Source organism: Rhodococcus sp. BP22, from assembly GCF_014281965.1.
Taxonomy (GTDB): Bacteria; Actinomycetota; Actinomycetes; order Mycobacteriales; family Mycobacteriaceae; genus Rhodococcoides.
In genome coordinates this window covers 58,913-80,066 of the sequence record NZ_JACFTB010000005.1, presented here as the reverse complement: position 1 = coordinate 80,066, position 21,154 = coordinate 58,913, and the positions used below count along the sequence as shown (strand labels likewise).

Here is a 21,154-nt window from a genome sequence, read left to right as displayed (position 1 = left end):
CCTCGATCGAGACGTAGGAGGCTCCGCACCGCTGCCGGGTCGGGGGTCGGGCAGCAGTACGGAGCCACTACGAGTATCGGCGATCTTTGTGAAGCGTTACAACCCTGCTTCGAAAAACTCTGCTGTTCATTCACTTGAATGAACGCGGGATTCTCACCTGTGTCCGGGGTCCACTGCCCTCGCCCAGTGGCCGGTCTTCACCAGGGCCAAGGTCAACAGCAACCGGTTCTGGGGATCGGAGAGAACACGACCGGTCAGCTCCTGGATCTGACGACTTTGGTAGATCCCAGTAAATCGAGCCGTGCCGATCGGCAGATCCGTCAACCCCTCATGTGACAGATCTGCCGATCGTTCCCCCAGTTGATCGAGTGCTTGTTCAGCGCTCGATGATTGCGGTGACGCCTTGGCCGCCGGCGGCACAAATGGAGATCAGGCCACGGCCCGAACCCTTCTCCGCGAGCATCTTGGCCAGCGACGCGACGATACGACCACCGGTGGCAGCGAACGGGTGACCCGCCGCGAGCGAGGAACCGTTGACGTTGAGCTTGCTGCGATCGATGGAACCGAGCGCACCGTCCAAGCCGAGACGCGCCTTGCAATACTCCTCGCTCTCGAACGCCTGCAGCGTCGCGAGCACGACGGATGCGAACGCCTCGTGAATCTCGTAGTAATCGAAGTCTTGAAGTGTAAGCCCGTTACGGGCCAGTAGGCGCGGAATTGCGTACGTCGGGGCCATCAACAGGCCGTCCGTGTACGAACCGTTGCCGTGGATGTAATCGACGGCAGCAGTTTCCGAATCCACCAGGTGCGCGAGAACGGGCAAGTTGCGCTCGGCGGCCCACTCGTCCGTCGACAGCAACGCCGCCGAAGCACCATCGGTGAGAGGCGTCGAGTTGCCGGCCGTCATGGTCGCGTCGCCCAGCTTGGTCCCGAAGACCGGCTTCAGCGTCGAGAGTTTCTCCACGGTCGATCCCGGCCGCAGGTTGTCATCGCGGGTGAGACCGAGGAACGGCGTCACCAGGTCGTCGAAGAAGCCACGGTCGTAGGCGGCAGCCATGTTCTGGTGGCTCGCGGCGGCCAGTTCGTCCTGGTCCTCGCGGCGGATGCCGAATTCTTTCGCCGTGATCGCCGCATGGTCACCCATGGACATACCGGTACGCGGCTCTCCGTTGCGAGGGATCTCGATCCCCAGCATCGACGGTCGAACATTGCCGAGCAACTTGAGTCGATCGGTGGCCGACTTCGCGCGGTTGAGCGAAAGCAAGAACTCGCGCAGGTCGTCGCCGACTGCGATGGGTGCATCGGAGGTGGTGTCGACACCGCCGCCGATACCGGAATCGATGCGCCCGGCCGCGATGGCATCACCGACGGCCACGATGGTCTGCAGACCCGTCCCGCATGCCTGCTGCAGGTCGTAGGCGGGGGTGTACGGACTCAACGCGCTACCGAGAACGGTTTCGCGAGTGAGATTGAAATCCCGGCTGTGCTTGAGTACCGCGCCCGCAGCGACGAGGCCGAGGCGCTCTCCTTGCAGATTGAACCTGCTGACCAGGCCGTCGATAGTTGCGGTGAGCATGTCCTGGTTGGATGCCCGCGCATACTTCTTGTCCGAGCGAGCGAACGGAATGCGATTGCCACCGACGATTGCGACCGGTCGTAGTTGCTTGCTTGTCACTTGTGGTCTCCCAACATGCGGCGGAAAAAGGCCTTGGTGGAGTTTCATCTTACTGGCGAGTAAGTTGGTTGTCGACACCCGGTCGCGCGCTTCGCGCCCGTGCGTGCGCCCATCATCGAGCGTGCACGCGGGCGTACGAAGGCGCCAAGTGAAAGGTAGGACAAGTGGCAGCCACCAAGGGAGCCCCAGACCTCTACTCAACGTTCTTGGCGTCCGCGCCTGGAGCATTCATCGCCAAGCAGGCAGGTCTGCCGCAGCCCGAGAAGCTGCGTCGGTACAAGGCAGGCGAACCGCCCCTGGCAGGACCCGTCCTCATCGGCGGCAACGGCCGACTCGTCGAGCCACTGCGCGAACTCCTCTCCGACTACCCGCAGGCACAGGCCAACGACGCCAAGTACGGCGCGCTGGTCTTCGACGCCACCGGCATCGGTAACGTCGCCGAGCTCGAGCAGCTCTTCCAGTTCTTCCAGCCCGTCATCCGCAACCTCGCGCCCTCGGCACGCGTCGTCGTCATCGGTACGACACCGGAGAAGACGGCAAACGTCGACGAGCACATCGCCCAGCGCGCCCTCGAAGGCTTCACCCGCAGCGTCGGCAAAGAGGTCAAACGCGGCGCGACGGCTCAGCTGGTCTACATCTCCCCCGACGCATCGACCGGGCTTTCCGGACTCGAATCCACCCTGCGCTTCCTGCTGTCCGCCAAGTCGGCCTTCGTCGACGGCCAGGTCATCGTCGTCGGCGACGCCGATTCCACCGCACCCGAATCCTGGGACAAGCCACTTGCCGGCAAGGTCGCAGTAGTCACCGGTGCGGCCCGCGGCATCGGCGCCACCATCGCCGAGGTGCTGGCGCGCGATGGCGCACACGTCATCGCCGCAGACATCCCCGCCGCCGGTGAGGCATTGTCCGAGACCGCAAACAAGGTCGGCGGCACCTCGCTGGCACTCGATGTCACCGCACCCGACGCCGCCGAGGTGCTCGCCAAGCACCTGCTCGAGCGTCACGGCGGCGCCGACATCATCGTCCACAACGCCGGCATCACCCGCGACAAGACGCTGGCCAACATGGACGAGAGTCGCTGGAACTCCGTCATCGGCGTGAATCTGGCTGCACCACAGCGCATCACCGATCACCTGGTGAAGGTCGGCGCACTCAAGGAAGGCGGACGCGTAGTCGACGTCTCCTCCATCGCAGGCATCGCCGGCAACCGCGGCCAGACCAACTACGGCACGTCCAAGGCAGGCGTCATCGGCCTTGTTCAGGCCTCGGCCCCCGTTCTCGCCGCCAAGTCGATCACCATCAACGCCGTCGCACCCGGATTCATCGAAACCGCGATGACCGCCGCCATCCCGTTCGCCACCCGCGAGGCCGGGCGACGGATGAGCTCGCTGCTCCAGGGCGGCCAGACCGTCGACGTCGCTGAACTGGTGTCGTACTTCGCTTCTCCCGCGTCGAACGCCGTCACCGGGCAGATCGTCCGCGTCTGCGGTCAGAGCCTCCTCGGCGCATGAGCGTCGTCAAGCTCTCGGAGCAACCCAAGATTTCGGAGATCTACACCGCGGCGGCGCGTGGCGTGTTGCCGTTTCTCGGGTCGAAGTCGTCTTCGGTGCCGTCCACCGAGTTCGAACTCCGCGGCCTGCGAGTCGATCCCGACAATCTCGCCGGTTACTGCAGGGCCACCGGATTACGCTTCGGTGACATCCTGCCCATCACGTATCCGTTCACGCTCGTCTTCCCGACGGTCATGAAACTGATGGTGTCCAAGGGCTTTCCGTTTGCGGCGATCGGTTCGGTGCATGCGGAGAACGTCATCGAGGCGTTTCGTCCGATCTCTGCCTCGGAGCCACTGGACATTCGAGTGCACGCGGAGAACCTGCGCGAGCACCGCAAGGGCCTGCTGGTCGACCTGATCAGTGAAGTAAGCGTCGGACGCGAACTCGTCTGGAAGCAGACCTCGAGCTTCCTGAGCTTGCAGAAGACCTCACTGTCCGGCGAGCTCCGTGAAGCCCCGCCTGCCGACGAGGTGCCACCGCCCCCGACCCGCACCCTTCGAGTCGATCAGAAGACGATCAGCAAGTATGCATCGATATCGGGCGATCGCAATCCGATTCACGTATCCACGCTCGGCGCAAAGGCATTCGGATTCCCGAAGACCATCGCGCATGGAATGTGGAGTGCGGCTGCGGCATTGCAAATCATCGAGGGCCGGATTCCTGAGAAGGTCACCTACAGCGTGCGGTTCGGCAAGCCGATCGTGCTGCCCGCAACCATGAACCTGTACGCCGAATCCGTCGGCACCGGTTGGGACCTCTCGCTACTGAACCCCAAAAAGGGATACCCGCACCTCACCGCGACACTGCGGTAACCGAAACAGCCCCTACGTGAGCGAACGTAGGGGCTGTTTCGTGCCCAAGCGAGGGTCTATGCGTTGGTAGCGGACTTCTTACCTGCCAGACCTCGCCATGCAAGATTCTCGAGCAGATCGGCAGCCGCGTCGACCTCGATCTCACCGCCGGCGACACGATCGGCCACTGCCTCACCCGCACCCACCAACGCCACTGCCATCAGAGTGTAGTTCTGGCCCTCATCCGGGTCCTTCGTACTCATCTCCAACAGACCGGCCGTCAGCTCGATGAGTCGATCTCGGCTGGTCTGAACCTGCGAGGCGAAAGCAGTCTGACCGATCGCCTGCCGGTAGAGCACCATCCAGGACTTCCGGTGATCTCCGACGAAACCGAGAAACCCGAGCAATGCGCGACGCAGTTGCTCGCGAGGTGTCAGCGTCGGATCAGCCGCCGGAGTCATCGCCTCGACGAATTTGACGCCTTCCCGATGGATACACGCGGCGAACAGTTCGTCTTTGGAGCCGTAGTAGAGGTAGAGCATGGGCTTCGAAATCGCAGCCCTCTTCGCAATTGCATCCATCGAAGTTTCATGGAAACCGTTGTCGGAGAACACATCCACTGCCGCATCGAGCATCTGCTGCTCACGGACGGCGCGGGGCAATCGCTTGGTGCCGCCAGCCATGTGTCCTCCAAACCAAGGTCGAACCAATAATCTTACTCCACGGTAAGAATGGCCGCATTTGCTTCCGTGGCGAAGCTAGCAGGCGCCCTTGAACCGTGCGACCGTGGCTGCAGATGCGTCGACCTGCGGTGCAGGCAATCTTCCGGTGGCAACCGCATTCTCTAGATTATCCAAAACCTGTGGGACGTCGTCGGTGGTCAGCCACAGCGCGATGTCAGCACCCGCGACCAGCGCCGCCTCGACGGCCGCCACGATACCGAGCCTGTCGGTGATCGCAGCCATGCCGGAAAGATCGTCGGTGAAAATCGGCCCCGTGAACGGGCTCGCGCCGTAACCGACACCGCCGCGCAGCAGTGCCATCGCTGCCGGGCTGATACTCGCAGGCACACCAGGATCGGTCAGTCCCGGTACATCCAGATGACCGACCATGATGCCGACACCGGTCTGTGACAGTGCGGTGTACGGAACGAGATCGGACTGCCGAAGCTGATCGAGCGGAGGCGTCGTGACTTCACCGGTGTGCGAATCACCGGAACCGGAGCCATGCCCAGGAAAGTGCTTGAGGACAGGCCCGATTCCGGCATCGCGGAGACCCTGAGCGTAGGCACCCGCATACGCGATCACCTCGTTCGGATCGGAAGAATACGAGCGATCACCGATCACCGAGTCGTCCGGCTGACTACTGACATCGACCACCGGTGCGTAGTCGACGGTGACGCCGAGATCCTTCAACCCACGCCCCCGTTCGAGCGCCATGCGATAGGTCTCGTCCACCGACATCGTCCGGGCAGTCTCGCGTGCGGATGGATCACTTCCCAGCAGATCCTCCACCCGTGACACTCGACCTCCCTCTTCGTCGATGGTCACCATCGGCGACACGGCAGCGGCAGCAGCAATCCGGGGCACCTCGCGGTTGGCCAGCGTCTGCGAATCCGTCCAGCTACCGATAAAGATGCCCCCGACCTGCTCCGTCGCCACGATGTTCACCGCATCGTCGGTCCCGGTGACGCCGACCGTCAGTAGTTGCGCGAGACGCTGCCGCTCGGTCAACGACCCGACGAACGCCGCACAAGGATCAGGCGGCGGTGCAGGCGTCGTAGCCTCCGGCGACACCGATGTCGCGGACGGTGCTGCTGCGACAGACGGTGCAGCTACGGTCTCCGGTTCTGCGGTGCTCCCGCAACCGGCGGTGAAACCGACCCCCAGCACCAACACGGCTATGGGCACGGGCGAGCGGAACTTCATCATGGTTCTCAACGGTAGCCGAGGTGGCCGTAGCGCCGCGATCGGCGACCTCGACGCGATAACCTTCGAATACGAGCTCACCAGGAGGAGAAGGATGCCTGCAGATCTGATACTCATCGCGTACGACGGCTCGGACAACGCCAAACGAGCCATCGATTACGCCGGCCGTTTTCTCATGACGAAGCGTGCCATCGTCGTCACCGCGTGGGAGCCGATGGTTCGGCAAGCGGCGCGCATGTCCGGACTCTCCGGCGTCATGCAACCCGAGTGGGTGGCCGACGACGAAACCGAGGACGTGGCACTGACCGACGCGAAAGCGATCAACGAAGAGGGCATTCGCCTTGCCGGCGAAGCCGGACTCGAAGTGGAGGGGCACTGCGCCGAATGCACGACTGCAATCTGGAGCGCCATCGTGGAGAAAGCCGACGATCTCGACGTCGACATCATCGTCACCGGGACCCGCGGTACCACGGGTCTTCGCTCGTTGCTCCAGAGTTCGGTGGCAGATCATGTGCTGCGCCACAGTCATCGGCCGGTGCTGATAGTTCCACCCGGCAAGTAGTTGCGAGTGCGTCACACCATGATGATCGGGTGGTACCTTTAGCGGCGCACGGGGGAAAGTCGCCGTCATTGATGCCTGCCGACGAAAGTGGAGTCCGAGATGAAGTTTGCTGTCCCGGGAATTATTGCTGCAGTAGTCGGCGCTGTACTTGGCGCCGGTGTCGTGCTCGGGGTGACTGCAGGAGCATCGGACAACACTCGTCCGGAGATCGACCGCACCGGCAACGCCGACTCTTCGTTGCTCAATCAGGTTGAGTACGGCAGCCGCTGACTCTGCTGGAACGATCTCGTCCGAGCGATTCGGACGTAAATGGCTGCTCGGGGTCTCCGCTCTAGCGTTTCTCGTTTCGTTCCTGCAGATCCCCGGTTACACCGTTGCGGATACAAAGTACGATCTCTCCCAGAATCCGCTGGGATTTCTTGCGCGCGCCTCGAGTCAGTGGACGAGCCAAGCACCTCTGGGCCAGGTTCAGAACCAGGCCTACGGTTACTTCTTCCCACATGGCGCGTTCTTTGCGCTCGGTGACATCCTCGCGATTCCGCCGTGGGTAACCCAACGCATCTGGTGGGCGCTGCTGTTGATCGCCGGATTCTGGGGCATCATTCGGCTGGCCGAGGCGCTGGGAATCGGCTCACGTAGCTCACGGCTCATCGCTGCATTCGCATTCGCACTGTCCCCACGCGTCATCACCACTCTCGCGTCGATCTCGTCCGAGACGATGCCGATGATGCTGGCACCGTGGGTGTTGATACCGGTGGTGCGCGCTTTCAACCGAAGCGACTCGGACGCAACGCAATCAAGCGATCGGTGGGGCAGCCCCCGAACCCTGGCGGCCCAATCCGCATGCGCCGTCGCACTGATGGGTGCCGTCAACGCCGTCGCGACAGCCGCCGCCTGCCTCGTCGCGGTGGTCTGGGTGCTGTGCCACCGACCGAACCGGGCATGGGCCGTATTCACCGCCTGGTGGGCGGGCTTCGGCATCCTTGCCACCCTGTGGTGGATCGTTCCGCTACTCCTCCTCGGGCGCATGAGCCCACCGTTCCTCGACTACATCGAGTCCTCGGGAACCACGACGCAGTGGGCCTCGCTCGCCGAAACTCTCCGCGGTACCAGCAGTTGGACGCCGTTCGTCTCCCCCGAACGCGTGGCCGGCGCCATCCTGGTCACACAACCGGCCGCGGTCATCGCGACCGGCGTCATCGCTGCTGCCGGAATGGCCGGCCTCGCGATGCGCACGATGCCCGCCCGCGGGCGCCTGACAGTGATATTGCTCGTCGGCCTAGTGGGGCTCACAGCCGGCTACGTCGGCGATCTGAGTTCCCCCTTCGCCGATTCCGTGCGCCTGTTCCTCGACTCCGCGGGCGCCCCACTGCGCAACGTGCACAAGCTCGAGCCCCTCATTCGAATACCGTTGGTGCTCGGGCTCGCACATCTTCTCTCCAGGGTGCCGCTCCCCGGATCGGTACCTACGGACCGATGGCGACACGCACTGGCCCACCCCGAACACAACAAGATGGTGGCCGTCGCCGGGCTCGTATTGGTCGGCTTGACCTTCTCCACCTCACTTGCCTGGACCGGCAAACTCGCGCCCCGCGGCGCATACGAGGCCATCCCCGAGTACTGGCACGACGCGGCCGACTGGCTCACCGAACACGCGTCGGGATCCTCTCCCGACGGCTCGGACGCTCAGCGCGCCCTCATCGTCCCCGGTGCACCGTTTGCCCTACAGACATGGGGCCTGACCCGTGACGAACCACTCCAAGCCCTTGCCACGACGCCATGGGCGGTACGCGACGCCGTCCCGCTGACCCCGCCCGGAGCTATCCGCGCACTCGATTCGGTGCAGCGTCTCATCGCGGACGGCCGTCCATCCGCCGGACTTGCCGACACCCTTCTGGGCCAGGGAATCAGCTACGTGGTCGTCCGTAACGATCTGGACCCGGAGGCCTCACGCTCCACGCGACCGGTACAGGTCCACAGCGCTCTCGACGGTTCACCGGGCCTGACGCGTGTCGCCCGGTTCGGTGAAGACATCGCCCCAGGCACCGTGGAAGGCATCACCATCGACGGCGATCTGCGGCCGCCGTACCCCGCCGTCGAGATTTACGAGGTCGAAAACCCAACAGCCCTACCGGCATCCGGTCCGTACACGGTCGACCTGGATCGAGTTCCCATTGTGCAGGGCGGGCCGGAGTCGGCGGCGCGCCTGAACGAGCAACGCCGAAACGGTGTGCCGGACCCGGTGCCCGCTGGACCTCTCATCCTGGCCTCGGACGCGGCCGCAGCCGGGATACCGGTGGACAAGGTGACCGTCACCGATACGCCGATGAATCGGGAGACGGACTTCGGTCAGGTCGATTACCACAGTTCCGCGCTGCGTTCGAGCGAAGAACCACGAAGATCGCTCAACGCGGTGCCCGATTACCCGGTGAACGGCGCTGCCACGGTCGACGGCGAATGGGAGGGCGCTCGCATCACCGCATCGAGTTCGGCATCGGATTCGACGCAGATCGGTGGAACGGCCCCCGGAAGCGGTGTCGCTGCAGTCGTCGACGGTGATCTTGCGACGAGCTGGGTTTCCAACGGCATCGAAAATGCACTGGGACAATGGCTTCAACTCGACTTCGACACTCCCGTCAACCAAGGACTGCTGCATCTACGCACCAGCCCGGGGACGATCGGGGATCCGGTCAAATGGCTCGAGATCACCACTCCCAACGGTAGTACCGCGGCGCGAATCGACAAGCCCGGAGTGCCTCTGACCGTGTCACTGCCCGGTGGTTCGACGCCGTGGCTGCGTATCACTGCCAAGTCGACGGTGGACGGTACCAGCGGAGGCCAGTTCGCGATCAGTGAGCTCTCCGTCGAAGACTACTCCAATCACGATGCGCCGCAGCAGGTATCGATCGCGCACCGCGCGGTACTTCCCCCGGTCATCGCTGGCGCCGACGTGCAGGGCTGGGAACTGAGCCAGGAATTCCCCGGCAGCACCGGGTGCATCGACACCACGGATCGAATCCGTTGCAGCAGCGAATTATCCCTCCCACCAGAGGAACTCGGACGCTTCTCCCGCACTCTTTCGGTACCTATGGGTACTGCGGTACTGCCCGAGTTGACGCTAAGAACGAGGCAGAGCCCCGAACTCGAATCCCTTCTCTCGCAGCCTGGTCGCCCAGTGGCCTCCGCTGCCTCGGACGTCGGCGACCTGCACGGCTCCGCATTCGCCGTCACCGACGGTGACGACAGGACCTCGTGGACCGCGCCCACCAAGAGCATCGAGAAGCAAGCGGGTACGCAACCCACCCTGACGGTGAACCTTCCCGAACCCACGCTGGTCGACGGCCTCACCCTGTCCCCCAGCCTGGGCGATCTACCTGCTCACCCGACGCGGGTCGCGGTGAACCTTGGTGATGGACCGATGGTCCGCGACATCGACGGCCCCACCACGATCGAACTGGCGCCGCGCGTGACCGACCGGATCGTCATCTCGATCGTCGACTGGGAAGACGTGTTGGACAAGAACTCTCTCGGCTTCGTACTGCCCTCGCCTCCCGGCCTGGCCGAGGTGAAAGTACTGTCCGGAGGCGCAGTACTGGGCGGGGCACTCGACGCGAACCGGATAGTGACGGTCGGCTGCGACCGTGGCCCGATCATCGCGATCGCCGGACAGACCGTGCGCGCGTCGGTGACCGCAACAGTAGACGAATTCCGGTCGGGCGAACCACTGAAGGCGACGCTGTGCGAGGGGATATTCCCGGTGGAGACCGATGCCCTCAACCCGATTCCTCTCCCCGCGGGCGAACAGGATGTCGTCGTCGATCCGGGCGCACCGTTCTTCGTCGACGGAATGCGATTGCGCACCATGCCAGTTCCTGCGACGAGCGCGACGAGTTCTTCACCCGTAGCGGCCGAGACAACCGCCTGGACGTCGGACCATCGCGAGGTCGAGGTATCGGCCCGCGACACCGATCAAGTTCTCGTCGTACCGGAAAGCAACAATTCCGGTTGGCGCGCAACATCTCCCGACGGCGCGGTGCTGAAGCCGATCATCGTCAACGGTTGGCAACAAGGATGGGTGATACCGGCAGGTGTCGACGGAACCGTCACACTCGACTATCCGAGCAACACGTGGTACCGAATCGGTATCTTCGGCGGATTGCTCCTGCTGATCCCGTTGGCACTGTTCGCCTTCCGCGCCGGTCCACGCCGCAAGAGTGCGCCACCACGGCCCTGGCGCCGGTCGATAGTGGGCGTGATCGCACTCATCGCCGCCGCCATCGTCATGGCGGGCATCACCGGAGCCGTCGTGGCCGTCGTCCTCTGGGGTGGCACGGCGTTGCTACAACGGCGATACGGCACCACCGTCGCAGCTCGGGTGCTGGTGTCCACCACTGGTATCGGTACGTTGACCGCCATGGCATTGCTTTCTCGCGGGCCGTGGCGATCAACGGAGGGGTATATCGGGCACGCCTACCTGGTACAGTTCGCCGCCCTCGTCGCCGTACTGGCGCTCGCCGTGGCCGTCACTGCCGAGAACGACTGAACCGCGTACGCAGCGGATCCTCCACCAGCGCATAGCTAGCGGCCGCGACGGGAATCGTCAGTGCCACCGTCACGGACAGGATGAGCAAGAAGTGGCCTTGGAACGGCGCGACGCCGAAGACCGGGAACACCATGGAGAGCACAGCGAGATGCCAGATGAAGATGCCGTAGGACCATCGGCCCAACGCCAGCATCACGGGATGCTCCAGAATGCGGTGATGTCGGTTGTCGTCGGCGAGCACGAGCGGGGCCAACAGCGCGAAGGCGAGTACCGCGCCGAGCACGATCTTCACTTCGTACTGCCACGGCTCGGGCCGAACGAGTCCCTGGGGTCCGGCGAGCGGCGTCGCCGACAATGCGAAGGCGAGCAGCGCAATCGCAGCGACGATGAGTCGGTGCGAGCACAGCCGGTGTACCCAGGTGACGGGTCCGACGGAAATTTCGGCGATCACCATACCCGCGGCGAACCATGGGATGTAGCCGGGAAGCCAATTGTCGTGATGAGTGTTCGGCACCGCCGCGATCGGCAGAAATGCCCAACTCAAACTCAACGCCGAAACGACAGCGAGCACCGGAACCCTAAGACGTGCCGCTGAACCCCTGAGCTTCACCATCGCGAAGGCAGCAAGAGGAAGCAGCAGATAGAACGCCACTTCCACGGACAGACTCCACATCTGCGTCATGCCCTCGGTCAATGTGAGGGGCACGAATACCTGCGTCAGCGACAGATTCGCCAACCAGACGCGGTAGCCACCGGCCGCACCGGGGAGGAAGAGCAGAACGAGCACGACCACTACCCAGTACGCGGGCACAATGCGAAGGACACGAGAGTGGAAGTACCGGCCCGCCGACTGCGCACGACCGAGCCCACGTGCTTGCGCGGCATGCGGACGCCACAGCAGGAATCCGGACAGAGCGAAGAATATGGCGACCGTGAGATCGAACCGGCCCCAGATCCGCCCCATACCGGGCGAACTCGCCGCACCGGTCTGGAACGCCACATGCGTGACGATGATCCCGATGGCCGCCAAAGCGCGCAGGCCCGCCAGCGAGGGGACGAACCCGCGCAAAGGCAAAACTGCTCGCGAGAGGGTCTCGGTCGTTGTGCTCATGATCGGTCCAGTGAATCATTTCAAGTGACCCCAGCGCGAAAGTCGACCGTCATCGGGCGTGCCCGTGCCCGCAATGTCGCGTAACTGTTACTCTCACCACCGACGTGGCGGTCCAATCGGACACTCCAGGTCGGGGGAATCACACACCTCGATCTGTCGGGGGTGGAAAATGGCACGCCGAGAAAACTACTAAGGAGATTCTCACATGGCGGAGCGCTCAGGGCCGAGCCGGATCGTTGCCCTTGTACTGATCGGTTTGGGCGCTTTTCTCTTGATAGCGGCCATCATGATTCCGACGTACACGGTGTCACGTCTGGAAAAGACACCACTAGATCTAGAGGTCACCACGATCTCGACCGGAACAGGCAGCGTACTCAATTCTGCGTCACTGGCAGCGGGTCGCGCCGTCGTCGACCAGAACGTTCCGTTGGTATCGCAGCGCTTCGTCACCGTAGAAAATCCCTCGGACGCAGACGAGATCACTGTGCAGGCAGGACAGACTCTGATCCGCAGCGACAAGCAGGGCGACACCGGCCTGCTCACCGCAAGCGTCGACCGCGTGACGCTCGACCGCGTCAGCTCGATGCCCGTCGAGAGCCAGGTCGGGACCATCCAGTTGCAGTCCGACAAGCCCGCCGAAGAAGTGCCGCACACCGGTCTGCAGTACAAGTTCCCGTTCAACACCGAGCAGAAGAGCTACCCGTACTTCGACGTCAATGCCCGTGAATCGAAGGACATCGACTTCGTCGAAGAGACCGAGATCAACGGCACCACGGTCTACAAGTTCGAGCAGAAGGTCGGCCCCGTCGACTTGTCGTCGGTAGTGAACCTCCCCACCAACAAGCTCACCCTGCCTGCCGCCACCTGGGGCGTCGAAGGTGGAGACGCACCGGTCACGATGACTCGCTGGTACGAGAACACGCGAACCCTGTGGGTCGAGCCCGAAACCGGCGTTGTCGTCAAGGGCGGCGAGGACATTCACCAGTACTACTCGCGCACTGCAGGCAAGGCCGAGGTCGAGGTCTTGAAGGCACCGATCGAGTTCGACGAGAACACAGTCGAATTCCAGATCCAGCAGGCCAAGGACGGCATGGACAGGCTGTCACTGTTCGGCCGCACCGTCCCGATCGTTCTCGGCATTCTCGGTGTCATCGCACTGATCGCCGGCGTCCTCCTCGGACTCCGTAACGGTGGACCTCGTCAGCCTGCACGCACCGGCGGACCGCAGCACACCGACGGTGGCGGCGTTGCTCCCTCCGAGCCCCACAATCGTGACTGGACGACGGATCAGACCGAGGTCATCCCGCGTACCAACCTCGCGAAAGAATAAGAGCTTTCACCGCAAAAGAGCGGAAGTACGGCCTCCCCGGCTGTGCTTCCGCTCTTTTCGTTTCAAGAGCTCAACTGCGTGAAGCTCTCAATTACGTGAAGTGCCCAGGGCGAAGCCGCTGACCACCGCAGCACAGATTGCCGCGACCGACGCCGCGACGATGACGAACTGCAGCGGCGTCGCTGCCACGAAGAACAACAGCACCACTTCGACGGCCAAGCCGACCCACGCAACGATGGCAAGCTGTGTCCGCTCACCGGCGATCGCCCACAACAGTCCGCTCTGCAACAGCGCCAGGCATGCGCCCTCCAGCGCGAAGATCCAAAGATAGTCCTGCACAGGCGCATAGCCTTCGCCGACGATCGACGGCAGCAGTGGCGCCGCCAGCGCAGCACCGAGAACCAACACGGCCCCTATCGCAGCGACGACGGCCAATGCCGATCGCACGGCCTTCGCAGATTCGGCTGGATTCGCCATGCGCGGATAGAGAACCACCCCCACGGCCTGCGGAAGCCAGAACGCAGCTTTGGTAGCCACTGCGCCGATCGCATACAAACCAGCTTGCTCCGCGCTCAACACCGCGGCCGCTATCACCAGATCGAGCGCAGAGAGGCCGATGAGCGCCAACTGCACCTGCGACGCTCGTAGTACCGTGCCGACGGTCAGCGGTAGGCGTACCGCATCACCCTCTCGTGTCACACTCGCGATCCTCGCCCCGACAGCGACCGCTGCCGTCCCGACGGCGCTGGCGGCCAACACAATTCCGGGCCCACCGCCCGCTGTGAGCACAACGACGGCGGGGATCACCTTGCCGAACCCTGCAGCAGCAAGCACAGCACCGAGCCGTCCGAACTGCCCGGACCCTTGAAGTAGACCCTGTTCCGTCGCGAGCAGCACGAGCACCGGTGCCACGACGAGCGCCGACGCTGTTGCCAGCACCCCGGTACCGAGCACGACGGCCACCACCGGCGCCAACGCAAACGCGAGGATCGCGACCACCCCGGCACACCGATAGCCGAGCTTTCTGAGTTCGGCAGTACCACGCCCGTGCGCTACTTCACGAGCGACGACGGACTGCAGTGCCAGTGCCGGGACAGCGAGAACGAGTTGAGCAGCAAGCAGACTCGCAAACTCGCCGTACCCCTCGACGCCGAGAAATCGACTAGCGGGCAGATGCAGAAGGTACGACGCGGCATTGGCCGTCATCGAACCAACCGTCACCAGAGTCATCCCGGCGAGCGCCGACGTACTTGCAGTGCGGTTCGGCATGGGAACACGGTATAGGGTGCCGAGAGTGTCGTGGACGCAGCGCAGTCGAACCGCGGCACCGGCCGTGTGGAGCTTTGTTCTGGCGATGATCGTCCTGGGCCCGCTGTGGGGGAACGGCTATCTGCTCCTTCGTGACGCGGTCAGCACCCCTCGGTCCTACTTCACCGATTCTGCACTCGGCACCACCGACGCTGCCGCCCGCGCGGTCCCACAGGACGGCGTCATAGCGGCGTTGTCCATCGCGTTCGACGGCGGACTCGTGGTCAAGACAATTCTTACGCTGGCGCTGTGGCTCGCCGGTTGGGGTGCCGCGGTAATGGTTCGCCGGTTACTGCCGACCGCGACGGCGCCTGCGTTGCTCACCGCCGCGACCCTCGCCATCTGGAATCCCTACGTGGCCGAGCGGTTGCTACAGGGGCACTGGAGTCTTCTCGTCGGCTACGCCGCGCTTCCGTGGACGGTGACCGCAGCGATGACGCTGCGTGAGACGGGACGGTGGCAAGGACTGGCAGTCTGCCTCGCCGCAGCAGGGCTCACGCCCACGGGAGCGATCCTCGCGGCCGTCACCGCCCTCGTCGTCGTAGCGTTGCCCTTCGGAGTGCGGCGCCCCCAGCGGGTACTACTGACAGGTTTGCTTGCGTTGGCCGCTTCCTCACCCTGGCTGGTGGCCACTGCCGTATCCGGCGGCGGAACCCTCGGAACCGACCCGGCAGGTGTCGGTGCCTTCGCTGCCCGGGCCGAACCCGGCCTCGGCACACTGCTCAGCCTGGCAGGCCTGGGAGGCATCTGGAACGCCGACGCCGTGCCCGCCACCCGCACGACTCACTTCGCCGTCCTGGGAACGATCCTGCTGCTCGCCGTCGTCGCACTCGGGTTGCGACCGCTGTGGCGTCGACGCAGAAACCCGATCATCACCACCCTCGCCGTCATGGCTGTCCTCGCAGTCGTCATCCCCGCACTCGGTGCGACCGGAATCGGCCTCCGCGTCGGCGTGTGGGCAGCGCAGGACATCCCGGGTGCGGGCCTGTTGCGTGACAGTCAAAAATGGGTCGCCCTGGCGATGCCGTTCTACGTGCTCGCCGCCGCCGCCGGAGTCACGTGGCTGGGGGCGAAAATTCGCATGCCCCGGGTCTCTGCCGTCGCGGCCATCGCAGCACTGCTCCTGGCACTACCGGACCTGGTGTGGGGGGTCTGGGGCAAGCTCGAGCCCGTCGAATATCCGACGTCGTGGAGCGCTGTCGCCGAAGAACTCCAGGGCCGTGACGGGGACGTGGCGGTACTGCCTGCAGGAATCTTCCGAATCTTCCCCTACAGCGGCGACGCACCCGTGCTGGACCCCGCGCCGCGAATGCTCCCACTCGACGTCCTGCAGACCGGTGAACTCATCGTCGCAGGAGGGTCGGTACGCGGTGAGGGCAACCGCGCATCCACCGTCGAAAAAACGTTGCTCGACGGCGGATCGGCCGCCGAACTGGCACAACTGGGCGTCGGCTGGGTCCTTGTCGAGCGGACCACGCCTGGGCTACTCGGCGAGTCGGCGGACACGTTGGACCAACTCGAACGCGTCTACGCTGACGACGAACTGGCGTTGTACCAAGTTCCGGGGGCAATCGGAAGCACCGAAGTCAGGCCCGCTTCGTATTGGATCGTCATGTCCGCGCACCTGGTATGGGCCCTGTTACTGGTGGGCGGACTCTGCTGGGGACTGCTACGAAGATGACACGAGCCCGGAGACATGGGCGCCTACTACCGACGCCGCCAACACGCTCTCCACACCCTGCGCGCATTGCTCCCACGAGAACTCGAGCGCTCGGACCCGGGCCTTCTCACCCAGATCAGCTCGGAGATCGGCGTCGAACAGAATTTCGCCGATGGCGTCGGTGAGCGCGGCCACGTCACGATCATTTCCATCGGTACCGACGAGCACACCGGTGACGCCGTCGATGATCGAATCGGTCAGGCCCTTCGAACTGCGGTAACCGACGGTCGGGACAGCATGCTGAGCTGCTTCGACGACGGCAAGCCCCCACCCCTCCTTACGCGAGGGCATCACGTGCACCCAGGAGCGGCCGAGCAGTTCATGTTTACGTTCTTCGTCGACGTGTCCATGGAACGTGACAGCGCCTTCGATGCCGAGCTCACGCACACGCTCGCGAAGGTTGACTTCCCACCAGCCACCGCCGACCACGTCGAGATGCAGGTCCGGGAACTGCGGTCGCAGGGTGGCCACAGCGGCGAGCGCATCCTCGATCTGCTTGTGCGGCACCAGCCGTGACAACACCGACAGCGACGGGTGCGCCGTTCTGGTGTGCGACCCACCGACCGACACTGCCGGGGACGCCCCGTTTCGAACCACAGCTACCCGCGCGCGGTCGACTCCGAGCGCAACGAGCTCGTCCGCAGACGGCAGCGACACGGTCAAGTACTGATTACGTCGATGAACGCGCGGCGAGACCGTGCTCTCGAGCCACCAACCGATCTTGGCCATCAAGGGGCCCGCCACCGGCCACTGCTCACGATGACCATGGTGAACCAGCAACGTCACCGGTGCCCCCGCGACAAGACGCGAGAAGAACGGAATGCCGTTCTGAGTATCGACGACAGCGTCGGGGTTGATCCCACGCAACGGCCCGAACCCCAGCCGGCCGGCCGCAATCGCAGCGAGAGCCCTCGGATACACGCTCAATCGGCCACCACCGCGGCTGATCTGCATACCGTCGACCATCTCTCGCGCCGGAGCACCCGGATACGACGCCGTCCGCAGCGTCACCCGCACTCCGCGTCGCGCCAGGCCTGCACCGACCTGTTCGAGGTAGCGCTCACTGCCGCCACCCTGGGGATGTCCTGTATCGCGCCAACAGAGCAAGAGCACCTCGCGCACAGTTGACTCCCCCATCACGACCTAATCGAATAAGAACTTCCGACACCTTAACGGTTCACCCGCCCCGCGGCGGCGCTACAGGGTGTATTCCCCTACTCTTTTCCAACGTGCCACGTCCTCAGGGTCGATCCGCGAGTTCTCGCCGTGCCGAGCGACCCGTAACCCACTTCTTCGCCCAGCGCGCGACCCTTCGCCGATCGGTGAGCCTGCTTCGAGACTTCGGACACGAGCAGAGCTCTCCCGACATCTTCTACAGCGCCCTCGCTCGCGATTCCGTCGAACTCATCGGTGATCTGTACCAGGGTCTGACCGGCGACAGTCTCGAAAATCGCGTGGTCATGGACGTCGGCGGCGGGCCCGGTTATTTCGCGGACGTCTTCCGCGCCCGCGGGGCTCGGTACATCCCCGTCGAACCGGATGCGACGGAGATGCACGCCGCCGGTCTGAACGTGCACGGCAGCGTCCGCGGATCGGGAATGGCGTTGCCGTTTCGCGAAAACAGCGTGGACGTGTGCTTTTCCTCGAACGTCGCCGAACACGTGCGTCATCCGTGGGTCATGGCCGAGGAAATGTTGCGTGTCACCAAACCCGGTGGGCTGATGGTCCTGTCGTACACGCTGTGGCGGGGACCGTTCGGCGGCCACGAAACTGGTCCCTGGCACTACTTCGGCGGCGAGTTCGCTGCCCGCAGATACCTCCGTAAGCACGGCCGCGAACCGAAGAATCGTTTCGGTGAATCCCTGTTCGACGTCGGGGCATCGGAGGGACTGCGGTGGGCCCGCGAGACTACGCAGGGCACTGTGCTGGCGGCATTTCCGCGCTACCACCCGAAATGGGCATGGTGGATGATCCGTGTTCCAGTACTTCGCGAATTTCTTGCCAGCAACCTCGTCGTGGTCATGCGCGCCGACGCACGCTGACAGTAGTTTGGGACATATGACAGCGTTGGCATTGGACATCGGTGGCACCAAGATCACTGCGGCGATCGTCGACTCCGACGGTAGACCCGGCGAGGCTCTCGTCGTTTCCACCCCGAAAGTCGATGTGTGGCAGGCCTGTTCCGAATTGCTCGACGCAGTCGTAGCGGGAAAAGATATCGCCGCCATCGGTATTGCATGCGCAGGCCCTGTCGACTTGGTCGCAGGGACGGTCGCACCGATCAACATCGGCGAGTGGAAGGGCGGTTTCGACCTCACCGGGGAGATCGCCAAGAAATTTCCCGACGCCACGATGCGTCTCGCCGGTGACGGTGGGTGCGCGGCGCTCGGCGAACATCGGTTCGGAGCAGCACAGGGCGTGGACAACCTCATCAGCGTCGTCGTCTCCACCGGCGTCGGTGGCGGTCTGGTGCTCGGCGGTGAAATCGTGCACGGCCGCAGCGGAAATGCCGGCCACATCGGCCACATCGTCGTCCCCGGTTCGACGGCCTACTGCTCGTGCGGCGGTCTCGGATGTGTGGAGACCGTCTCGAGCGGGCCGTCCGCGGTCGGATGGGCGCAAGAACAAGGCTGGACCGGCACCACCGGCGCCGAGTTGGCCGAGGATGCCGCGAGCGGAAACGTCGTGGCGGTGACGACATTGCAGCGCGCGGGCGTCGCGCTGGGTCAGGCAATCGCGTCGGCCGCTGCCCTGGTCGATGTCGAGCTCGTGGTCATCGGCGGAGGGTTCGCGCAGGCAGGCCCACCGCTGTGGGATCCGATCCAAGAGTCCGCGGCGCTGCATGCGCGGCTGAGGTTCCTCGACGGGCTCAGGATCGTGCCGGCGAAACTGGGTGCGGTAGGGACGTTGACCGGGGCTGCGGTACTTGCGGCCTCGGCCACCTGATCCAGCAGCGCTCGCACATCGTCGAATCCTTCCGAATTACTGCAACGTGTTCTAGTCTCGTTCCATGACCGACTTCGCCAAGCTGTTCATCGGCGGGCACTGGACCGCACCGTCAACCGAGGAGACGCTCGACGTCTTCTCACCCGCCACCGAAGAGCGCGTCGGGAGTACTCCCGTAGCCGCGCCCGCCGATATCGACGCGGCGGCACAGGCCGCGCGCACCGCCTTCGACTCCGGCCCCTGGGCCCGATCCTCCCCCGCCGAACGAGCGCAGGTTCTCGCGAACTTCGCCAAGCTGATCGAGGAACGAAGCGCCGAGCTCACCGAGGTGATCTCGGGCGAAATGGGCGCCCCGCACGCCATGGTCGGGATGATCCAACAGACACCCTCACTGGCTGCGCTCAACTACTACGTTTCGCTCGCCGAGACCTTCCCCTGGACGGAAACCCGGCACGGCGCATTCGGCCAGTCCAACATCACCCGCGAACCCGTCGGCGTCGTCGCCGCCGTCATTGCATGGAACGTCCCGCTGTTCCTCGCGGTCAACAAATTGGCGCCCGCATTGCTGGCAGGCTGCTCGGTGCTGCTCAAGCCCGCTCCCGAAACACCACTGTCCGCCAACCTCCTCGCCGACCTCCTGACCGAGGCCGGACTACCGGAAGGCGTGCTCTCCGTCCTTCCCGGTGGCGCCGAGACAGGCAAGTACCTCACCGCACACCCACTCGTGGACAAGGTCACCTTCACCGGCAGCACCGACGTCGGCCGCACCATCGGCGCAACCGCCGCGCAGCAACTCAAACGATGCTCACTCGAACTCGGCGGAAAGTCCGCAGCAATCCTGCTCGAAGACGTGGACATCGCGTCGGCGATACCGATGCTGCTGCTGTCCGGCCTCATGAACAGCGGGCAGGCCTGCGTCGCACAGACTCGCATCCTCGCCCCGCGCTCGCGCTACGACGAGATCGTCGACGCCATGGTCGCGGGAGCCGGCTGGATGAAGATGGGCGATCCGACGGACCCGGCAACGCAGCTCGGCCCCCTCATCTCGGAGAAGCAACGCGACCGCGTCGAGGCATACATCGCGAAGGGCAAAGAAGAAGGTGCACGTCTCGTCCTCGGCGGCGGACGTCCGGAGGGGTTGGACAAAGGCTGGTACGTCGAGCCGACCATCTTCGCCGATGTCGACAACTCGATGACGATCGCCCAGGAAGAAATCTTCGGCCCGGTCCTCGCGGTCATTCCCTACGACTCCGAAGACGAAGCCGTCAAGATCGCCAACGACTCCACCTACGGCCTCGCCGGATCGGTCTGGGCCACCGACATCGAGCATGGCCTCGAGATCGCCGCGCAGATCCGCACGGGCACGTCGGCGATCAACTGGTACGCCTTCGATCCGAGCGCCCCATTCGGTGGCTACAAGAACTCCGGCATCGGACGCGAAAGCGGCCCCGAAGGCCTCGAGGCCTACTGCGAACTCAAGTCGGTCCTCATGCCGCCGGGGTACGTAGCGCCAACTGCTTGATTTTCGCCGGCAGGGTTCGGCGTCTGACAATTCGCTCCCCTAGTTGGGATTCGAACCACCTGCAGGGGGTTCGAATCCCAACAGCGGGGGTAAATTTCGCCGCTGAACGCCGCTGAACGCACACAGAACGAAGCGGGGCTCACCCACAAGGGTGAGCCCCGCTTC

General features: G+C 64.3%; 16 protein-coding genes. 10 read left to right on the top strand and 6 right to left on the bottom strand.

Annotation, left to right across the window (positions count from 1 at the left end; translation table 11 throughout):
• Window positions 1-376: 376 nt before the first annotated feature.
• Complete coding sequence (locus H2510_RS12155) at window positions 377-1,723, bottom strand: acetyl-CoA C-acetyltransferase (protein WP_186628581.1); 1,347 nt, start codon at window positions 1,721-1,723, stop codon at window positions 377-379.
• A 116-nt stretch (window positions 1,724-1,839) separates the two neighbouring features.
• On the opposite strand from H2510_RS12155, the gene H2510_RS12150 reads away from it, so the two are divergent.
• Window positions 1,840-3,186, top strand: coding sequence for a 3-oxoacyl-ACP reductase (locus H2510_RS12150; RefSeq protein WP_186628580.1), 1,347 nt, complete (start codon window positions 1,840-1,842; stop codon window positions 3,184-3,186).
• Window positions 3,183-4,040 carry a MaoC/PaaZ C-terminal domain-containing protein gene (locus H2510_RS12145; protein WP_186628579.1) on the top strand — a complete coding sequence of 286 codons (858 nt, stop codon included), beginning with the start codon at window positions 3,183-3,185 and terminating at the stop codon, window positions 4,038-4,040. Before H2510_RS12150 ends, H2510_RS12145 begins: the two co-directional genes overlap by 4 nt.
• A gap of 56 nt (window positions 4,041-4,096) precedes the next feature.
• Here the strand turns inward: H2510_RS12145 and H2510_RS12140 are convergent, their stop codons facing one another.
• Both H2510_RS12140 and H2510_RS12135 read right to left on the bottom strand, forming a co-directional pair.
• Window positions 4,097-4,702 carry a TetR/AcrR family transcriptional regulator gene (locus tag H2510_RS12140; protein WP_186628578.1) on the bottom strand — a complete coding sequence of 202 codons (606 nt, stop codon included), beginning with the start codon at window positions 4,700-4,702 and terminating at the stop codon, window positions 4,097-4,099.
• 75 nt (window positions 4,703-4,777) lie between these two features.
• Window positions 4,778-5,950 (bottom strand): glycoside hydrolase family 3 N-terminal domain-containing protein, encoded by a 1,173-nt coding sequence (locus H2510_RS12135; protein ID WP_397517357.1) that lies wholly within the window; start codon window positions 5,948-5,950, stop codon window positions 4,778-4,780.
• A gap of 91 nt (window positions 5,951-6,041) precedes the next feature.
• Between H2510_RS12135 and H2510_RS12130 the strand changes: the two genes are divergently transcribed.
• The 3 genes from H2510_RS12130 to H2510_RS12120 all read left to right on the top strand — a co-directional run bounded on the left by H2510_RS12130 (window position 6,042) and on the right by H2510_RS12120 (window position 11,052).
• Window positions 6,042-6,509: a universal stress protein gene (locus tag H2510_RS12130; protein WP_186628877.1), complete on the top strand. Its 468-nt coding sequence runs from the start codon at window positions 6,042-6,044 to the stop codon at window positions 6,507-6,509.
• Window positions 6,510-6,608: 99 nt separating this feature from the next.
• Window positions 6,609-6,779 (top strand): DUF2613 domain-containing protein, encoded by a 171-nt coding sequence (locus H2510_RS12125; RefSeq protein WP_186628577.1) that lies wholly within the window; start codon window positions 6,609-6,611, stop codon window positions 6,777-6,779.
• Window positions 6,760-11,052, top strand: coding sequence for a DUF3367 domain-containing protein (locus tag H2510_RS12120; RefSeq protein ID WP_186628576.1), 4,293 nt, complete (start codon window positions 6,760-6,762; stop codon window positions 11,050-11,052). Before H2510_RS12125 ends, H2510_RS12120 begins: the two co-directional genes overlap by 20 nt.
• Here H2510_RS12120 and H2510_RS12115 read toward each other — a convergent pair.
• Window positions 11,033-12,163, bottom strand: a complete 1,131-nt coding sequence (locus tag H2510_RS12115; protein ID WP_186628575.1) for an acyltransferase — start codon at window positions 12,161-12,163, stop codon at window positions 11,033-11,035. The two genes, H2510_RS12120 and H2510_RS12115, sit on opposite strands and share 20 nt — an antisense overlap.
• A gap of 205 nt (window positions 12,164-12,368) precedes the next feature.
• Here H2510_RS12115 and H2510_RS12110 point away from each other — a divergent pair, with 205 nt between their 5' ends.
• On the top strand, window positions 12,369-13,493 hold the full coding sequence (locus H2510_RS12110; RefSeq protein WP_186628574.1) for a DUF3068 domain-containing protein: 1,125 nt from the start codon (window positions 12,369-12,371) through the stop codon (window positions 13,491-13,493).
• Window positions 13,494-13,580: 87 nt separating this feature from the next.
• Here H2510_RS12110 and H2510_RS12105 read toward each other — a convergent pair whose 3' ends face one another.
• Entirely contained in the window at window positions 13,581-14,762 is a 1,182-nt protein-coding gene (locus tag H2510_RS12105; RefSeq protein WP_186628573.1) for a polysaccharide biosynthesis protein, read from the bottom strand.
• Here H2510_RS12105 and H2510_RS12100 point away from each other — a divergent pair.
• Window positions 14,761-16,482: a hypothetical protein gene (locus H2510_RS12100; RefSeq protein ID WP_222438689.1), complete on the top strand. Its 1,722-nt coding sequence runs from the start codon at window positions 14,761-14,763 to the stop codon at window positions 16,480-16,482. The two genes, H2510_RS12105 and H2510_RS12100, sit on opposite strands and share 2 nt — an antisense overlap.
• On the opposite strand, the gene H2510_RS12095 is transcribed toward H2510_RS12100, so the two are convergent.
• A complete protein-coding gene (locus H2510_RS12095; RefSeq protein WP_186628571.1) occupies window positions 16,471-17,643 on the bottom strand; it encodes a glycosyltransferase family 4 protein in 1,173 nt (390 codons plus the stop codon). The two genes, H2510_RS12100 and H2510_RS12095, sit on opposite strands and share 12 nt — an antisense overlap.
• A 107-nt stretch (window positions 17,644-17,750) precedes the next feature.
• On the opposite strand from H2510_RS12095, the gene H2510_RS12090 reads away from it, so the two are divergent.
• The 3 genes from H2510_RS12090 (at window position 17,751) to H2510_RS12080 (ending at window position 20,989) form a co-directional block, all read left to right on the top strand.
• Window positions 17,751-18,563 (top strand): class I SAM-dependent methyltransferase, encoded by an 813-nt coding sequence (locus H2510_RS12090; RefSeq protein ID WP_186628570.1) that lies wholly within the window; start codon window positions 17,751-17,753, stop codon window positions 18,561-18,563.
• Between the two features lie 16 nt (window positions 18,564-18,579).
• Window positions 18,580-19,467: an ROK family protein gene (locus tag H2510_RS12085; protein ID WP_186628569.1), complete on the top strand. Its 888-nt coding sequence runs from the start codon at window positions 18,580-18,582 to the stop codon at window positions 19,465-19,467.
• 64 nt (window positions 19,468-19,531) lie between these two features.
• Window positions 19,532-20,989, top strand: coding sequence for an aldehyde dehydrogenase (locus tag H2510_RS12080; RefSeq protein ID WP_186628568.1), 1,458 nt, complete (start codon window positions 19,532-19,534; stop codon window positions 20,987-20,989).
• The last annotated feature ends 165 nt before the right edge of the window (window positions 20,990-21,154 follow it).